Source organism: Spirosoma harenae (genome assembly GCF_054776975.1).
Window position 1 is genome coordinate 29385 of record NZ_BAAHBD010000001.1, and the last position, 17466, is coordinate 46850.

Genomic DNA, 17466 nt, shown 5'->3' on the forward strand with positions numbered 1-17466 from the left:
TCATCGTCTAAATACTGATTTGACGTTGCGTGTATTTAGCAATTTTATTGAATAAATCCTTGGGATTAAATGGCTTAGTAACGTAATCATCCATACCAACCAAAACAGCCCGATCTTTATTGCTGAATGTTGCAGAAGCTGTAAGGGCAATAATGGGTATGCTGGCGTTCATTTTTCGGATTTCCGACGAAGCCGTATAGCCATCCATAACAGGCATTTGCAAGTCCATCAACACTAAATCGAACTGACCAGCCGCGCACTTATTGACGCCAATCAGGCCATTCTCTGCAGTTTCTACGTCAATGCCCCATTTGTTCAGGAATTTCAACGCTACTTTCACATTAACGGGGTAGTCTTCCACCAATAAAATGCGTAGGCCTTTCAATGTTTGTTCATCAAGCGCAGCCGGAGCCGCAATTACGGGTGCATCTTCATGACTAATTGGTAAATTTAGTATGAACGAAAACGTGGCGCCTTTGCCTTCCTGACTGTCGATTTGAATGGTACTATCGTATAATTCCAGTAATTTTTTCGTAATGACCAGCCCTAATCCGGTACCGCCAAATTTGCGGGTTGTGGCGGAATTGGCCTGGGTAAACATCGTAAAAATGGCTTCCTGCTTTTCCGGTGCAATACCAATACCTGTATCCTGCACGGAAACGTAGATCGATGCGTACTCTTCCGTTCGGTTCTCAAGGGCCAACTCGATTGTAATGGTTCCCTGGTGAGTAAACTTGATCGCGTTGGATACCAAATTGGTAAGCACTTGCCCAATCCGAAGCGAGTCGCCGATCAGGGTACTCGGAATGTCGTCGTCGATCATCAGTCGAATACGATTGCCGTTTTCCTGCGCCTTTGCCTGCTGCGCCCGTTTGATGTTTGAAACGAGTTGCTTAAAGTCGAAATTGATTTTCTCCAGCTCAACTTTACCGGCTTCGATCTTGCTAAAATCCAAAATATCGTTGATGAGCGCCTGCAAATGTTCGATTGAAAACTGAAGCGTTTTCAGATTCTCAGCCATTGAGGCAGGCACTTCTTCCTGCAACATCAGATAAGTCATACCCACGATACCGTTCAACGGCGTTCTGATTTCGTGACTCATCATCGACAGAAAATCTGATTTCGCCTGCGTCGCATTTTCGGCTACTTCCTTTGCCTGACGTAGTTCGGCTTCAATCGTTTTGCGATATTCAATCTGCCGTTGGAGAAAGCTGACCAACCCAATTAAATTGTTTAGATCAAAATCAGCAATAGTCTCACCCTCAGGCACTTCAATCAGCTCAATTGCTTCAACCAATTTCTCAATCGACTGGCGCCGTTGACTAACCTCTTCCTTTAATTTCTGATTTATGTTGGTGTATTCCCGATCATTCACTAATGCCGAATGTTCCAATAACTCTTTATCCCGGTCGAAATTCTGGTACGACTCATTGACTGCCTGAATAAATTGCTGGATCGTTTTTTCCTGCAAACATTCTTTTGTCAGATGCCGATGAATTTGGCGAACCAGTATTTTATGCAGCTTACTTTCATCCATAATCTATTGCTCCGAAAAAATAGTTATTGTCATTGTCTGATTATGGAGTTCGCCCGGTGCCGCCGGATTGGCTGGGGCAATCTCGCCATAAGAATAAAACCCAGTCATAAAGGGTTGTGTACCAAAAATATCGCGCGCTACTTCCACTTCCTCCTCTGTTCGCTGACCTAACACCAGCTTACGTCCAACACAACTGATCAATAACGCAAGCTCAGGAGTGGTGCCTAACTGAACAAGCGAATTCTGAGCAGCCTGTGCGGAGGCTTCTACCAGCCGATCCAGATTCGCGCGCATGAAACGGACGCTGGCGCCCTGCGGAATATCACCCGCAAACGTCATGCTTTTTGTCGTTTCATCGACAGACAGAATGGTTCGTACCAGAGGCCGTGAATCAGGTGTAATACGAATGGATAATGGAAAGAGAAGCGCCGTTCCGGGAAGGCCATCAGCATGTCGGCCCAGATAATCCTTATATAAATCCAGCGCATCCCGATCGTCAATCTGATATAATTCATTGTAGACAGATTTGGTCACTTCGCGTTCTGGTCCAAACACATCCCAGCCGCCCATCGTACCATGACCAATCTTTAGCTCAGTCCCGTACAAACCGATGCCAACTACTTTACCGAAAGTTGGGTTCTGATTCAGGCCCACCACGGTTCGTTCGAAGCGATCGCCATCACCAGCCAGGCCACCAATAACAGGTATTGGGCGATTTAACCATCGATTACTGGCCTCAATTAATTCACTGCCATTAACAACTCCGCCGTCAGATATAAGAATGATCGCTAATAAATCCTCCTTATCCAGGCTACGAGCAAGTTGTTCGCCTACCTGATAGCTTTCTTTATGGTTGCTGATATCAAGCTGGACTGTTTGCACCGATGATTTTTCAAACTGAGTAGCTGTAACAACTACGGTATCATCGTAAACTTTATCGCCTAAAATCTCTCCGGATGTAGAATTGATGACAATCTGAGCATTGGGGTACACAGGGCGTAATTGATCATACAAATTCGTAGCTTCTAATAGCCTTCGTTCTCCGAAAGCAAAGACCAGATTTGCCTTTTCTGGCTCAAAGCCAGGTGTTTCCGAAATAGCCTCCCAGGCCCCATTAGCAAACTTTGATTGTTTTAGTTTCATACTTTACAAGTCGGTAGGAATGTATCGCCCAAATTATCAATATTTTAGTAAAATAAATAGATTAAATTTATCGAAGCCATACATGGTCAATCATATATTTAGTAATTATACTTTCCGGTAACTTACTAATTCGGATTTATTTCAACAGCTTCGGCAAACACCCCCGCATCTCCATATCTCCAGGTTACTGCTTCTTTTGTATTTGGGACATTTCCTGTCAGTTTTAGGACAATTCCAACAAGAGATAGGTAAGTTGATTATACTTGCTCCAGAATGGAGGGCCTCATTTGACATGAGCCGTTAACGTCTGTCAAAAATTTGCTCACCTTTCTGAACAATGGTCTATTAACTAACCAACTATTTTACTTTTCCCGATTAAGTGTATGGAAAACAACTACTACAATGTGCGATACCGCCAAAGTTGGCTGGTTATGATGATTTGGGCGATTAGTTTAGCCCTGACTGGTGGAGTGCTGGCGCAAACACCATTAGCTCTTACGCAACCTGCCTATAATTGCTCAACAGGGGCAATCACCTTTAATACCAGCGGGGGCGATGGTACGCCTATCGAATATATGGCTCCGGGCATTACGTCCTGGACGAGCAATCCTAATCAGATTCTTGATGAATGTGCCCGTAGCTGCGCCGATATGCCACCTTTCCAGATTTCAGCACGACAGAGTGGGCAGGTTGTTACCTATACCTGGTCGCGACAAGACTATTGTGCCAACGTTTCCGGCGTTCGGGTGAGTCCTATAAATGACATGACTGTCGCCGTTGGCCAGAGTGTTTATTTCGTAATCGGTGGAGCGTTTTCCTCAGCGGTGAACTCATTCTGGTCCGTTGGCGCATCAGGATTGCCGCCGGGTGTAGGCCAATTTTTCAGGCAGGAAGGTCCAGGCAGCCCAATTCCTACCTGGGTTTTGGTCGGTACACCCACTACACCAGGCACTTATACGGTCACTGCTTTTGCTAGCGCCAATGGCAGAAGTGCTTCAACTACGTTCAGATACTTCATTACCGGTACTCCTCCCCTCGCGTTGACTACCCCAACCTACGATTGCATATCGGGGGCATTCACCTTTAATACGTCGGGAGGAGATGGGACACCCATCGAATTTATGGCCATAGGCATCACTGGCTGGACAACCAATCCGGCCCAGTTTGTCGATCTAGAAAGCCGTACAGTGAATGATGTGAAGCCATTCACGCTCATGGCTCGCCAGAGCGGCCAGGTGGTTACATTAAGTTGGGATCTGAAAGCGGCCTGTGGCCGAGCTCGTATCGGAGTCGATAGTCCAGGTGGGCAACTTTCATTAACCGTATTGGGTAATCCTGTTCACGAGCAACTGAAGGTTCTATTGAAAGGTGCGCAGGGCCAGTCAGTGCAATTTCGATTGACGGACTCGAATGGCCGATTACTGGAGAACCGCACGATAGGATCAGCGGGTGTGGCTGAGGAACAGATTTTCCGATTGGATCAATCCGGTCCGGGTCTGTTGTTGTTACAGGCTACGACCAACACCCAAACCCAAAACGTGAAGATCATCAAGCAATAAATCAGCATCTACTATTGACAAGCAAAACGGCTCCTGCAATCTCTGGAGCCGTTTTGATGTATAGCCTCATTTCTGTAAGGCTTGAATTTGTGTTCGCATACTGAGTGCCTGCTTATTCGTACGATCCTGTTGAAGTGTCCGATTTACGTATTTAGCGGCCGCTGTGCCGTTGGCAAAACGAAGGTAGCCTGCCGCCAGCTGATTACTCAGATTGACATTCGTACTATCCTGTGCATACTGCTTTTTTACCGTAATCAACTGCTCAACAAACGATTGCAATTCCGTCAGATTGAATGAAGATGGATTATGGGAAGAAGCGAATTTGAGATAACTCAACGCTTCTTCCGGCCGATCCAGCTTGAGTAGGGTGATAAATAGAGGCTGTGCCCGCTCAAAGGTTTGATCGAGTTGAAACGATCTTTTCAAATACCATACACCTTGTTCGGGTTGATTCAGTGCCAGACAAAGCTTTCCAGCCTGCGCGGCCAGATTCGGGTCGTTTGGATATTCCAGCGATAGCGCTTCGGTTACCTGCAATACCTTCGTTTGATTCTGCGCTTGGTTGTACTGGTTCAACAGGCGATTCATGGCATCTGTCCACGACAACTGCTTAACCACTAAAGCACCAGCTAACTCCTCTTCAACGGTTTTCGGCCGCTTCTCTTCCGGCGGCATTTTTTCGTTGAAGGGCCAACCCTCTTTGAGCACCATCATCTCGTAGATCCCATGTAGTGAATCGACTGCCGTAATGGGCATCTGTCGTTGCAACTGTGCGAAAGGAATCTCTTTCTTAGGATCAGGATTGATGATCCGACGATGTTTCAGCGACTCATAAAATGCATCGGAGAGCAATGCGTAGCCTGATAAATTCGGATGGACGTGTTCCAGCAGCGTTTCATTTCCCAAAATGCCATGTGGGGACTGCCGTTCAAAATGCGCCCTGGTATCAACGATTGTTACGCCGGGATAATGGGCACCTAGTTCATGAATCGCCTGGTTGATGGCTTCGGGAGCCCGAAAACGCAGCAGATCCAGTTCTTTGGCTTGTACAAATGCTTTCTTCGCTTCTGGAAAATTTCCCTTAGCCAAAGCCTGTTTTCCTACTAAAAATTGTGCATTTGCCGATTGCGGTGAACGGCCGGATGTGCTGATAAAGGGCTTCAAATCTTTTTCATTGCTGACCAGTGTACTGATGAAAACAGGAATTTTCTGGCTCGTCAACTGTTGGCAAAGATCATCCATATTAATCTTAAACTGATCGATTCCTTGTTGGTAAGCCTCAGAACCGCACGGAATTTGCTGATCCGCAGCCATCCGCTTCATTAAATTTTCGCGCAAATCGGGCTGATTACTGGAGAAGGCATTTCGTATACCCGAAAGTGCGTGCGTTACCAATTGCATGACTCGAAATTCACGGGCTTTTAACACCAGTCGAACCACGTGCGGATTCCGGGCAATGGAACTGGTTGATCCAACACCAAGCGCTCCGTAATACTCATTATGCCCTGTGTAAATCAGTACGGCATCCGGTTCGTACTTACCTAATTCCTTCGCAAAACCATACACCGTGTGCGAGTTTACCGCCGTTAACGCCAGATTGATGATTTCAAACTCGCGATCCGGGAAGGTATGCGTGAGTCGGTACTGTAGCCATCGATGAAATGACCCATTGTGCATGTAGGGGTACCCAATCGTTGTCGATTCGCCTAGTACGAAGATTCGGAGTGTGCCCGCTACTTTCTGTTTATGAAAAGCCTCAAAGTTGCCAACGGTAGCGTTTGCCTGATCAGAGAAGTACTTTTCAGACGCATATTGATTCATAACCAGAAAACCCGGTTGCTGTGGAGCATCGACAAATAACCGCAAATCGTGTCCATAACCAACAAGCCGCAAAATCCCCTCCAGAAGAGCCAGTAGTATAAACGGAAGCAGTATGGATATACTTTTAAATAGCCATACCTGCTTTTGAGTCATTCGTTTGTTTTCGGGAAATGGCTGGGGCTTTGGAGCTGGCGCGGATTTCTTCATAGACACGTATAATGTTTTTTACCGTGATGCAAGTTGTAGCTATATTCCCTATTCCCCAGGTCTGTGTCCGCACAGACCTCTGTGCGTCAGCCAACGCTAGCCTATCGGAAAAGGTCTGTGCGGACACAGACCTGGGAAGCGGGAAGCGGCTGATGAGCAAGCCAAAAATAAGAACCGTTCGCTTTCTAAAAAGCGAACGGTTACACCATTTCACTATCACTATTGTGTCTACCCCCAACCCCCTGAAGGGGGCTTTGCTTGGCTATACTCAACCTAAGCCCCTTCATGGGGTTGGGGGTAGACACAGTACTTAATAGCCAGGATTTTGCTTCATATTGACGTTGGCCGTGATCTCGTTGATCGGGATCGGTTGGGCATAATCTGTGGCCGGATCAAACTGAATGGTTCCACCTCGGATTTTTTGGTAATACGTAGCTTCCTGAGGACCGATCTTCCACCGACATACATCGTACCACCAGTTGAATTCTCCGAAAAATTCGGCCCATCGTTCATAGCGTAAAGGGTTATTTTTCAAGACATCATCCGAGGCTTTAGTCGCATCAGTCAGACTTTTGTAATCAATTGCCGATGGAGAATCCACGGGAAGACCATAGGCTCGTCGATGCACTTTATTGATGTATTCAAGTGCCGTCGCATTATCGCCGGTTCGCATCAAAGTTTCCGCATAAAGCAGGTATATATCCGCCAGCCGTAGCCAAAGAATATTAGCGCCGTTTGATCGGTTGACTTCCAGTTCGGTTCCAGCCGTGTTGATGTATTTCCGGAAACTCCAGGCTTCCATATCGATTTCCGTAATATCCAGATAATGCGAAATGGGCTTTTTCACACCATTAACCACCATTGAATCGACATAAGGTTGCAGGCACGCTACCCACAAGCGCGGGTCTACGGTTTTGTTGGCGCGCGCTGCTTTGGATCTCGTAACATACGATTGATCGACGTTGGCGATATTGGCGGTTGTTGTTCCGGCGGGGAAATAGTGGCCCAGGTTGAACCCAAAACGAGTCAGGTTTTTCGCGTGTGGGAACACATTCGACCAGGCCGATGCGATGGGTGCGCCTGTATCGCCGACATACGTAGGAGCAATCAGTGTCCCGATCATCGAACCCATCGATAAATCCTGACCACCATAAACCAAGTCAACGTTCAAATTGAGTTCGACCAATGATTCGGAATTGAACTCATTTTGCCCGTTGAACATGTTTTTATACACGTCGAACGATACCAGCGATTTACCACTACCCGTAATCACATTGCCTAGGTAGGTTTTCGCATTCGTCCAATCCTGCGTATACACGTACACTTTACCCAGGAATGCTTTGACACCCCAGCCCGAAATTTTGTGCTTATCCGTAGCGGCTGTCCAGTTTTGCGTTCCCAGCAAGGTTTCAGCTGCCTTCAGATCGCTAATGATAAAGTCCCAGCCTTCTTTGACCGTTGAGCGAGCTACCTGCGTGGCCGCCAGATTGTCGGCAACGGTTTTGACAATCGGTACACCTAATTTATCACCACCCGCCCCGTCGACAATGAACGATTCGCCCCAGAACGTAACCAGATAATAATAATACCAGGCTCGCAGATAAAGTGCCTGTCCTTTAATCAGATTTACAGCAGCCTGATCGGTGGTTGATGCTTTGGCCATAACCCGATCAACACCAGCGAGTAATGTATTGCATCGTTGAACACCCCGCCATAAATCGGGCCAGATCTGAAGCAAAAACGCATCGCTGGGCAAGGCATTATTTTGCCCCATCTGAATCCAGTTGGGAGAACCCTGCCAGCTCAGATCGGTGGTATGATCCCATAGATACGTACTGTATGGACCAATAGCCCGACCGAAGATGCCCGTTGCGTGCTGGGTTCCATAAACACCGGTCAGCAACTGCTCCAGATCGGCTACGGTATTGGGATAATTGGCCGTTGAAATGGCCGTTGGGTTATCGACGTTGACAAAACTATCTTTACAGGAGAACAGCGTCACGAGTAAAGTAAACAGGGATAATTTGATAACTATGTTCATGATTGGAATGGCTTTGGAAGTTAGAAACCCATGTTGATACCCATCGACAGAAGCATGGTCCGTGGGTAGGAATTGATGGTATCAATGCCCCGGGCCGTCGTACCGTTTACACCCAGTACTTCTGGGTCAAGCCCGCTGTACTTCGTTATCGTTAGTATATTTTGTCCCTGGGCAAATACTCTCAAACTCGAGATTTTCAGGGACTTCATAAGTGTGTTGGGTAGCGTATAGCCAATTTGCAGATTCCGCAGTTTCAGAAACGAACCGTCCTCAACAAAATAGCTGGAAACACGACCGTAATTGGCATTCGGATCTCGCGAGAAAACACCGGCCGAACTAGTTACCCCAACTCTCGGCTGGTTTGTCAGGCCATTACCATTAAAAAATGAGGAATTGAGAATATCCTTCGTGGAATTGTAATCGCCATAAAAATATTCCCTGTAATATTTGGTCCCGTTATAGATATCTACGCCCTGAACCCCTTGAAATAAAGCCGTAAAGTCAATTCCTTTCCAGCCCAGATTCAGTGTAAGGCCATAGGTCATTTTAGGCCAGGGATTGCCGATAAACGTTTTGTCGGCAATTGTAATCCGGCCATCACCGTTCGTGTCCCGGAACTTCAAATCGCCGGCCGATGTACCTGCATTTTGGTAGTAAACAGCTGTTGACCCGGCCGCTTTCTGGGCCTGTTCATTTAACGTGTTGACTTCAGCCGCTGTCTGGAAAATACCATCTACGATGTAGCCATAGAACTGGCTCAATGGTTGGCCAATCTGGGTACGTGCTGCATTTCCATCGAGATCCAGCGCAGCCGATCCATCCGAAATCGGATTGTTGTTAACACCATCTAATTGTTGTACCAGATTTCGGTTGAACGATGCATTGGCTGTAATTCCATAGGTAAAGGCCCCTTTTTTCCCCCGGTAATCCACGGATAACTCTACCCCTTTATTACTCATCTGGCCGATGTTGGTATAGACAGCCGTACTACCAAAACCCGCCGACAGCGCTACTGGTACCTGATAAATCATTCCCTGTGTCTGGCGGCTATACCAGTCGATCGTAACGTTCAGTGCATTTTTCAGCAAGCCAACTTCCAGACCAATATCGGTTTGAAGAACTGATTCCCACTTAATATTCTGGTTCGCCAATTGAGCTGTCAGCGCATAGCCTTTCGCCCGACTGCCGTCCACTAGTCCCATGCTGTTCGTGCCGCCTGTACCGCCGTACGAAGGCAGATACGTGTATTGAGGGATATTGCTGGTACTTCCTAATTTACCATAACTGGCTCTTAATTTCAGATTGGAAACGAACTGGAGATTATCGCGAATAAAGGCTTCCTCATTCATTTTCCAGCCAACCGAAGCCGATGGGAACGTACCGAATTTGTTGGTTGGCCCGAATCGGTCAGAGCCATCCCGACGAATGGTAGCGGTCAACAGATACTTATTCGCGTAGGTATAGTTGATCCGCCCAAATTGAGAAAGAAGCCGCGTTTGTGGTAATTCGCCACCACTGGCTACGTAACTGCTGGGGTTGGTCGATAGAGCCAGGTTGTAGGTTACGTAAGGAAACCCCTGAGCCGACGCGCTTAACGTACTCCAGTCCGATTTATAGGCTTCATACCCGGCCAATGCTTTGAACTCGTGTAGACCGAATGTTTTGCCATAGGTTAACACGAAATTGGCCGTCAGATTGCGCTGGTTATCATTTTGTCGGGTTAACGCGGCTACGCGATTGGCAACAATGCCATAATCATAGGCTTCCGTGAATTTGTAGTTTTTAACATTAAATACAGAAGCCCCAAACGTTGATCGAAAATTCAGGCCGGGTATGATTTCCCAATCGGCGTATACATTTCCTTCCAGTGCATAGGTCTGGTTCAAGATATGGTTCTGGTATTCCTGCGCCACTAAGTTGGGACCACCGAAATAATTACCCGTTTTGGCCCAACCGCCGTAAATATTCGTCGGATCGTAGATTGGGATTACGGGTGCTGACCGGAATGGGAACGTAGTCGTTTGCGTTGGATTGGTGTTGGTCATCCAGGCAAAGAGCGTTTCGCCTACTTTAATTTTTTTATTCAGTTTAAAATCGGCGTTTGACCGAAGGCCATATCGCTCAAAAGAGTTGTCGATCAGTGTACCACCTTCCCGCTGATAATTGGCTGACAAATAATAGTTACTCTTGGCAGAAGCCCCTGATAATGACAGCGAATAACTTTGTTCAATACCACTCGTAAAGAGGTCATTTACCCAATCGTTATCGGGCAATGTCTTCGGATCGCCCCAGCTGTTGGTAGCTACGCCAAAGGCCGTTTTAGCCGTATAATAGTCGGCTGTGTTCAGGAGTTTGTACAGGTGAAGAGGCTTTCGGACACCATAATATGCGTTAAAATTGACACTCATTTTGTCCATTGTAGTTCCCCGCTTCGTCGTTACCAGCACCACACCTCCGGCGGCCTGTGCTCCGTAAATAGCCGCAGCGCTGGCATCTTTTAGTATTTCAATCGACTCAATATCCTGAAGATTGAAATTATTACCCGAACTCATCCGTATTCCATCGACGATATATAATGGTGCCATTCCACCAATGGAGCCAACACCCCGGATAACAATATCGGAACCTCCACCTGGTGCGCCATCGCTACGAGTTACCTGAACTCCGGCGGCCCGGCCCTGTAAGGCTTCATTGACACTTCGAACGGGCAGGTTTTTTACTTCTTCCGCTTTTACGGACGAAATGGAACCGGTCAGATCAGAGCGTTTCTGCGTGCCGTAACCAACCACAACCACTTCATTCAGGTTTTTGGTGTCGACAGCCAGTGTAACGTTCAACGCCGTTTGATCGCCGACTGTAATTTCCTGAGAGAGATAGCCGACAAAGCTGAAGACCAGCACATCATCGCCCGTGAGTAGGTTCATTCGGAACTGCCCATTCGCATCGGTCGTGGTGCCACGGGTCGTTCCTTTCACAACAATACTTACGCCCGGCAGCCGCCCCCCCGCTTCGTCAGAAACAATGCCCGATAACGAACGGTCAGCGTTTGCATCATAATTAGGATCAGCCAGATCGGCCGATCTGGGCGGTTCCTGATTCAGGATAATCTGCCGACCTTTTACGTTATACGTTACCAAATACGGCTTTAATAAATTCGTGAGCACATCGCCCAGTCGCTGATTGGTAATGTTGAATGAAACGCGGGTATTCAGCTGAATAAGCGTTGACCGGTAGGCAAAGCGAACGTCGGCCTGGCGCCCCAACTGGTTTAGCACCGTTTTCATAGACAGGTTATCCGCCTTTAGCGAGACTCGCTGTTCCATGACTTGCTGTGCTTCAACCGGACGGGCTGTTGCCAGACCAGCTATCATAGCCGCTAATAGTAACTGATATACAGTAAATTTCATAAGGCTACGCAACAGGCTAAGCGGTTGTCGAAGTTCTTTCATACTTTTGCTTGTTTTTTGACTGTTTTGATTTAGGAATGGACAAAGAACCCCCGTCTCATCGTCGATGAGTGTTTCGCACAAGGGTGATCTTGAAGTCAGTGATGCTGGTACCATCACTGGCTTTTTTGTAAATCAGAGGGTTATCTCTTCATAGGCAGTTACAAGTTCTGGGTTTAGGTAAGTAAATACTGCGTTGTACGACACCTGGCTGTTTTATGTTTTTCTACTGACAACCTTTGCTGTGGATAATCACTTCTCCTTCTTCCACGTCATAGGAAGCGCCGATAATCTGACAAATGACATCCAGTTGCTCCAGTAACGTTTCATTGGAAAACGTTACGTTGACCAGGCACTTTGAGAGGTCAGCCTTGCTGTACTGGATGTTTATGCAATACGCTTTCTCAATCGACGCCAATACATTCGATACAGGCGCATCTTCAAAAATCTGCTCGCGAACTAACGTTTCGGGAATAGCAACTTTCGGTTTTTCAACCAGTGCATTTGCCGGCTGGCTGTTTACCGGATTGAGCGTCATCTGCTGATTTGGAGTCAGAATAACCCCTGGAATCTGCCGTAGGCCGGTTAAGCGTGCTTTTTCAAAATCCTGTTGTTTATAAACCGACACCCGACCTGTCCGAACCGTTACCACCACGTTCTTTTCATTCTCGAAAGCCCGTACCAGAAAGCTGGTCCCCAACACTCGGGTGACGGTTTGGTTCGCGTAGATCAAAAACGGTTTAGCTGGATTTCTGATGACTTCGAAAAATGCCTCTCCATTTAGATAGACCGTTCGGTGGTCTTTATTGAAGTGTTTTGGATAACTTAATCGGCTGTTTGGCCGAAGGGTGACCAGGCTGCCATCGTCCAGTAGAATATTCAGAACGCGATTGCCCGTATTGACTTTTTCGATAAGCGGTATTCCTGCTTTTTGGGTGAGGTGTGCGTAGGGAGCCGACGACGTATGGGCAGAATCGTTAACATACCACCAGCTACCTAAGCCAATAATAACGAGAATAGAAGCGGCTGCAGCCCAACGCCACCAGATTGGTGACCGGGTTGGTTGCTCAATAATTGGAGATTCGACCGTACGGTTCTCTGCGGCCCGTTGCATCAGCCGGTTAATTTCATGATCAATTCGGACGTCGGTAGCATCATCCCGGTAATGATCATCAAGGGCGTGAATCAATTCCTGAGCCTGCCGAACGACCTCAGCACGATCAGGGTTTTCGGTTAGCCACTGTTCCCAGAAAGTCGCGGCTTCCGGCGACATTCCGTTTGTCCATTGGCGAAATGACGTATCGAACAGAAAATCTTCAGCGCTGTAATGCCTATAGTTCATACCGGAACGAATAACTATCCTGCTGCTTCTATAGTTACAGTGCTAGTTTTTATTAAACAATACTCAAAAAAATGTAAAAAATTTTTCGCTTATAATGCAATTCATACTGTAATTTAGATTACCAGTATCAATTAGTTGACCGCGAGGGATACATTTTCAGGGTTTGTTTACACACTTCGCTTCAGAACGAAACGATTAGCCAGAGAGCCGCGTATTTCTCTGAAGCGATATAAAACTGAATCAACTGGCTTTATCTGTTTGCAAAAACGATTATTCATTGGAAAGTTTTACGACAACTGGATACCGGGATTTGCCTCCTGAGGAATTATGGCGACGCTTTAAAGCTGGTGACGAACGGGCTTTGGGCGAGCTGGCTCGTGAACACTATCCTCGTTTATACAACTACGGTCTGCACCTGACTACTGATTCTGAATTGGTGTGGGATACGATTCAGGATTTATTTCTGGAATTATGGGAGCGTCGGGAATCGGTTGGCGACGCGGTTTTTGTGAAGAATTACCTATTAAAAGCCCTGCGTTATAAATTATTGAAAACACGGGGGCAGCAATCACCCATTCATCTGGACGAGTCGCAGCCCGTGAATATGCCGTTTACGGTATCTACAGAAGAGGAGATTATTGATACCGAAATCTATACCGAACGATCGAGGCTACTGCATCAACTCATGGTAAATCTTACCAAACGGCAGCAGGAAGTTCTCTATCTGCGATTTTATCAGAATTTGGATAATCACGAAATCGCTCAGATCATGGGCATGGAGCGTCAGAGCGTAGCCAACCTCCTCCATCGAACCTTCAAAGAAATCCGAAATCAATTATCGCCTGACTTACTCCTTCTTTTTGCTTTCCTGGTGTATGGCAATAGCCTGGAACAAGGCGTTTGATGTTTCGGCTGTACCTATGTCAGGAAGTCATTGATAACGAGCTTAATGGATTCAGTCATCAAACTTGACAATACGTTAAATAGGGCGTAGCTTGGGACGAATGGATTGACAGGCAGGCAGGGTCTAGAAGAAAACCACACAGAATGAGAGAAAACCCCGATCCTAGTTATAGTTGGCAGCAGATTACAGTCGGTATAATCCTGGCGGTCGTGCTCTTGTTTGCTATGCGGCACGTTCACCAGTTGAGCAATGAGCTGAATGAACGACGGAAAGGGGCAGCCCTGGAGCTGACCAGAAAGGCTGATTCTGTCTTTCTAGCCAGTCCGGATAGTGTACATCAGGCAAGCCCGTAAGATTCACGCGATTTGTATGAAAAATAGAGTTGATTTTAGTCCTGCCGTATGGTTTTCGTTCCGGGTATGGCTCATCGCCGTGGGAGTTGGTCCCCTTATTTATCTACTAGCCACCATAGTTTTTCATCGTTCACCAGATGATCTGCTAACGTTAATTGGTGTCTATCTGCTTTTTTCCCTGCTTGGAATGCTTTTTTCGCTCCCGGCCTTATTTTTCTTTTGCCTAGCCAACCGTAAGTTTCTCGCTCGATTCAGAATGGATAATGGGGCCAGACTGGCTATATCCGTGCTGGCAATCCTGATCAACTTTACTCTATTTACTATAGTAGATGTGGTTATTATGGGTACAGGAAAATCGAATCGAAATGAACTATCGCCTGTCATTTCCTGTAGCTACGCGGCAGGTCTACTGGTTGGGGTATGGACAGCCCGGTACTCCGAAGAGTTTAGCAAATCAGAAAAACGAGTGAAGTCATAAATATAGACGACCGATTCCCATCCACCTGGCAATCGATCATGCAGGATAGAACCAACACGCATCGTTATCGGCAATGACAATGCGTGTTGGCTTCCAACCAGTTATTCAGCGCAGAATAACGCTGTTCACTAACTCATGTCCGCATAATGCACATCCGGATCATAGCTTAATCCATGTTGATCAAGTACTTCCTTCGGCGGACCAGCCCATTGATGGGGTGTATTGCCCATGTAGCCCAGGTGGGCAATACCTGCTTTGCTCGTAAAATATCCGGCTGCTGTCAGGTTACGCATTCGCGAAAAGAACGCAACACCTGGGGAAAATTCAGGTTTGGCTTTGGCAGGATAGGCAATATCGTCAACAATGGCGATCCGCTGGGAGGCTGTACAACCAGTAAACGGTTGGCCGAATCGGCTGCGGGATTCGTGATCCAGCCAGCTTAGCCCCCCTCGAATTGGCGTCTGGTTGATGGGTTGGTCTTTCAGCATAAACTCAATAAACGCGGGTACGCCAACCTGCGAAGCGCTGGGCGACTTGGCATCGGCCGGTAAAATAATGTCGCACAATATCGTAACGGTCGCCAATTCATGCGCTGTCAGGAATTTTGCGGCCTGTAACGCAGCATCCCGACGTTGCTCTTCAGGCGATTTGCCTCCGGCAAAGGTTGGTGCAGTTGTTTTCGGCAAAGGAGCTGCCGGAGAAGCCGCTTCTGCAGCGACGGCCGAAAAACTCAGCGTTGAAATTGGAATCGTTTTTAGAAGGTCCCGACGTTTCATAAGGATTGCTTTTTGATCTGGTCAATGATATAGTCAGATGTGCGCATGGACGTAGCCAAAATGGTCCAGGTCAGGTTTTTATCCCCCTGTGACGGAAAAGCAGCCGCATCGACTACGAATAGATTTTTGACTTCATGAGCTTGCTGAAAGGGATTGAGGGCCGACGTTTTCGGGTCATTTCCCATCCGGATAGTACCGGCCTCGTGAATGATTCGTCCGGGTGCTTCCAACCCATAATTCCGGTCAGCACCCGGTGTTGGGCCAACTCGATGTCCACCCATCGCATGAATAATTTCGTCGAAGGTTTTCTGCATATGACGAGCCTGGTTAATCTCGTAATCCGACCATTTATAATGGAACCGGAGCGTAGGAATGCCATATTGATCGACGTTGTTCGGATCGATTTCGCAATAGTTACTTTCCAGCGGCACAGGCTCTCCACGACCAGCCATCGAGACAAACGCACCATAGTAACGCAGGTAATCCTCTTTTAAACTTGCCCCATACCCACCGGCCTCCTTCTTACCTGCCGATCCATTGTAGGCTTCGATACCGCTCATGAAATTAGCATCGGGCATACGCATGCCTCCTCCGTATTCAATATGGTACCCACGTGGAAAGTCTAACTTCTTGTTATCGAGCCACCAGGGCGTGTAAATATGACCGCTCTGTGCACCATCTTCGTTATACCGTTTACGGTTCATCAATGCCGGTACAAAGCCCGACAAGGAAGCCCCTGTTGAGTCATTCAAATACTTACCGACTACCCCTGAGCCGTTAGCTAACCCCTGTTGAAACTGAGACGATTTAGAGTTCAGTAACAATCGGGCTGACTGGCAGGTGCTGGCAGCCACCATGACAATTTTCCCTTTAACCGTCTGTTCTTTCAGAGTTAGTTTATCCACATACGAAACGCCTGTACAAAGTCCAGTCTGCGAATCAGTCAGGATTTCACGGGCCATGGCGTTGTTGATAAGGGTAAGTTTTCCTGTTTTCATGGCTGGAATAACCAACGCAGACGAAGACGAGAAATCGGCATACGCCGAACAGGCCCGGCCGCATTGCGCGCAATAAAAGCAGGTACCCCGCTCCTGGTTAATTGGTTTGGTCAGTACGGCCAATCGGGAGGGGAATACGGGAATCCCAATGCCCCGGGCGGCTTTCGTAATCATCATTTCGTGCAGACGGGGTCTTGGCGGAGGCAGGAAAAAACCATCTGGTTCGTTGGGCAGCCCTACGTTCGTACCAAACACGCCCAGGAGCTTATCGACCCGGTCATAGTAGGGCTTCATTTCGTCGTAGCCAATGGGCCAGTCGACGCCAATCCCCGAGAGGCTGTAGCGTCGGAAATCGTCGGGGCCAAACCGTAGCGAGATACGTCCCCAGTGATTGGTTCGCCCACCCAGCATTTGGGATCGAAACCAGTGGAATTCAGTACCGGCTTTGGCAGAATAAGGCTCTCCATCAATTTGCCAGCCACCCCAGGCCGCATCGAAATCGCCGAATGGGCGCACGGTACTCGCTCCCCGTCGGGGCGACTCGTAGGGCCACTTAAGCTGCGTAATGTACTTGGGATCAGCAGGATCAAAGTACCCTCCGGCCTCGAGTAGGCAGACGTTTGCCCCAGCTTTGGTGAGCTGATGTGCCGCCATACCCCCACCGGCTCCAGAGCCGATGATAATTACATCGTAGGCAGATAGCTCTTTCCCATACAGACAAGAATGCATAAAAAGTTAGTTTTGGTTTACGGTTTCCTGGAATCAATTGAGCCTACTCAGCAGAGCCCGAATTGTTGAATCGCTTCCGATTTTAAAGGCCAGCAGAAATCCAATGAACGTAAAAATAATTTCGCTTTAGCA

General features: G+C 47.5%; 12 protein-coding genes and 1 pseudogene. 4 read left to right on the plus strand and 9 right to left on the minus strand.

Features of this window, described 5'->3' with window-relative positions; genetic code table 11:
- Nucleotides 1-7 precede the first annotated feature (7 nt).
- Together ACYVE4_RS00110 and ACYVE4_RS00115 are read right to left on the minus strand one after the other, a co-directional pair.
- Nucleotides 8-1537 carry an ATP-binding protein gene (locus ACYVE4_RS00110; protein ID WP_460994735.1) on the minus strand — a complete coding sequence of 510 codons (1530 nt, stop codon included), beginning with the start codon at nt 1535-1537 and terminating at the stop codon, nt 8-10.
- A gap of 3 nt (nt 1538-1540) precedes the next feature.
- Entirely contained in the window at nt 1541-2680 is a 1140-nt protein-coding gene (locus tag ACYVE4_RS00115; protein WP_460994736.1) for an FIST signal transduction protein, read from the minus strand.
- 383 nt (nt 2681-3063) lie between these two features.
- On the opposite strand from ACYVE4_RS00115, the gene ACYVE4_RS00120 reads away from it, so the two are divergent.
- The gene (locus ACYVE4_RS00120; RefSeq protein WP_460994737.1) at nt 3064-4239 is read left to right on the plus strand and encodes a T9SS type A sorting domain-containing protein; all 1176 of its coding nucleotides are present in this window, start codon (nt 3064-3066) and stop codon (nt 4237-4239) included.
- Nucleotides 4240-4305: 66 nt separating this feature from the next.
- On the opposite strand, the gene ACYVE4_RS00125 is transcribed toward ACYVE4_RS00120, so the two are convergent.
- The 5 genes and pseudogenes from ACYVE4_RS00125 to ACYVE4_RS00145 all read right to left on the minus strand — a co-directional run bounded on the left by ACYVE4_RS00125 (nt 4306) and on the right by ACYVE4_RS00145 (nt 13096).
- Nucleotides 4306-6267 (minus strand): GDSL-type esterase/lipase family protein, encoded by a 1962-nt coding sequence (locus ACYVE4_RS00125; protein ID WP_460994738.1) that lies wholly within the window; start codon nt 6265-6267, stop codon nt 4306-4308.
- A gap of 310 nt (nt 6268-6577) precedes the next feature.
- Complete coding sequence (locus ACYVE4_RS00130; protein ID WP_460994790.1) at nt 6578-7489, minus strand: RagB/SusD family nutrient uptake outer membrane protein; 912 nt, start codon at nt 7487-7489, stop codon at nt 6578-6580.
- Between the two features lie 108 nt (nt 7490-7597).
- A pseudogene (locus ACYVE4_RS00135) lies at nt 7598-8308 on the minus strand (RagB/SusD family nutrient uptake outer membrane protein); the annotation flags it as partial.
- A 20-nt stretch (nt 8309-8328) separates the two neighbouring features.
- Nucleotides 8329-11757: a TonB-dependent receptor gene (locus ACYVE4_RS00140; protein WP_460994739.1), complete on the minus strand. Its 3429-nt coding sequence runs from the start codon at nt 11755-11757 to the stop codon at nt 8329-8331.
- A gap of 223 nt (nt 11758-11980) precedes the next feature.
- On the minus strand, nt 11981-13096 hold the full coding sequence (locus ACYVE4_RS00145) for a FecR family protein (protein WP_460994740.1): 1116 nt from the start codon (nt 13094-13096) through the stop codon (nt 11981-11983).
- Nucleotides 13097-13373: 277 nt separating this feature from the next.
- On the opposite strand from ACYVE4_RS00145, the gene ACYVE4_RS00150 reads away from it, so the two are divergent.
- The 3 genes from ACYVE4_RS00150 to ACYVE4_RS00160 all read left to right on the plus strand — a co-directional run bounded on the left by ACYVE4_RS00150 (nt 13374) and on the right by ACYVE4_RS00160 (nt 14831).
- Nucleotides 13374-14000, plus strand: coding sequence for an RNA polymerase sigma factor (locus ACYVE4_RS00150; RefSeq protein WP_460994741.1), 627 nt, complete (start codon nt 13374-13376; stop codon nt 13998-14000).
- Nucleotides 14001-14143: 143 nt separating this feature from the next.
- Nucleotides 14144-14353, plus strand: coding sequence for a hypothetical protein (locus ACYVE4_RS00155; protein WP_460994742.1), 210 nt, complete (start codon nt 14144-14146; stop codon nt 14351-14353).
- 16 nt (nt 14354-14369) lie between these two features.
- Nucleotides 14370-14831, plus strand: coding sequence for a hypothetical protein (locus ACYVE4_RS00160; RefSeq protein WP_460994743.1), 462 nt, complete (start codon nt 14370-14372; stop codon nt 14829-14831).
- A gap of 128 nt (nt 14832-14959) precedes the next feature.
- Here the strand turns inward: ACYVE4_RS00160 and ACYVE4_RS00165 are convergent, their stop codons facing one another.
- Both ACYVE4_RS00165 and ACYVE4_RS00170 read right to left on the minus strand, forming a co-directional pair.
- The gene (locus ACYVE4_RS00165) at nt 14960-15607 is read right to left on the minus strand and encodes a gluconate 2-dehydrogenase subunit 3 family protein (protein ID WP_460994744.1); all 648 of its coding nucleotides are present in this window, start codon (nt 15605-15607) and stop codon (nt 14960-14962) included.
- Complete coding sequence (locus ACYVE4_RS00170) at nt 15604-17334, minus strand: GMC family oxidoreductase (RefSeq protein WP_460994745.1); 1731 nt, start codon at nt 17332-17334, stop codon at nt 15604-15606. The genes ACYVE4_RS00165 and ACYVE4_RS00170 overlap by 4 nt, the downstream gene beginning before the upstream one ends.
- Between the last annotated feature and the right edge of the window lie 132 nt (nt 17335-17466).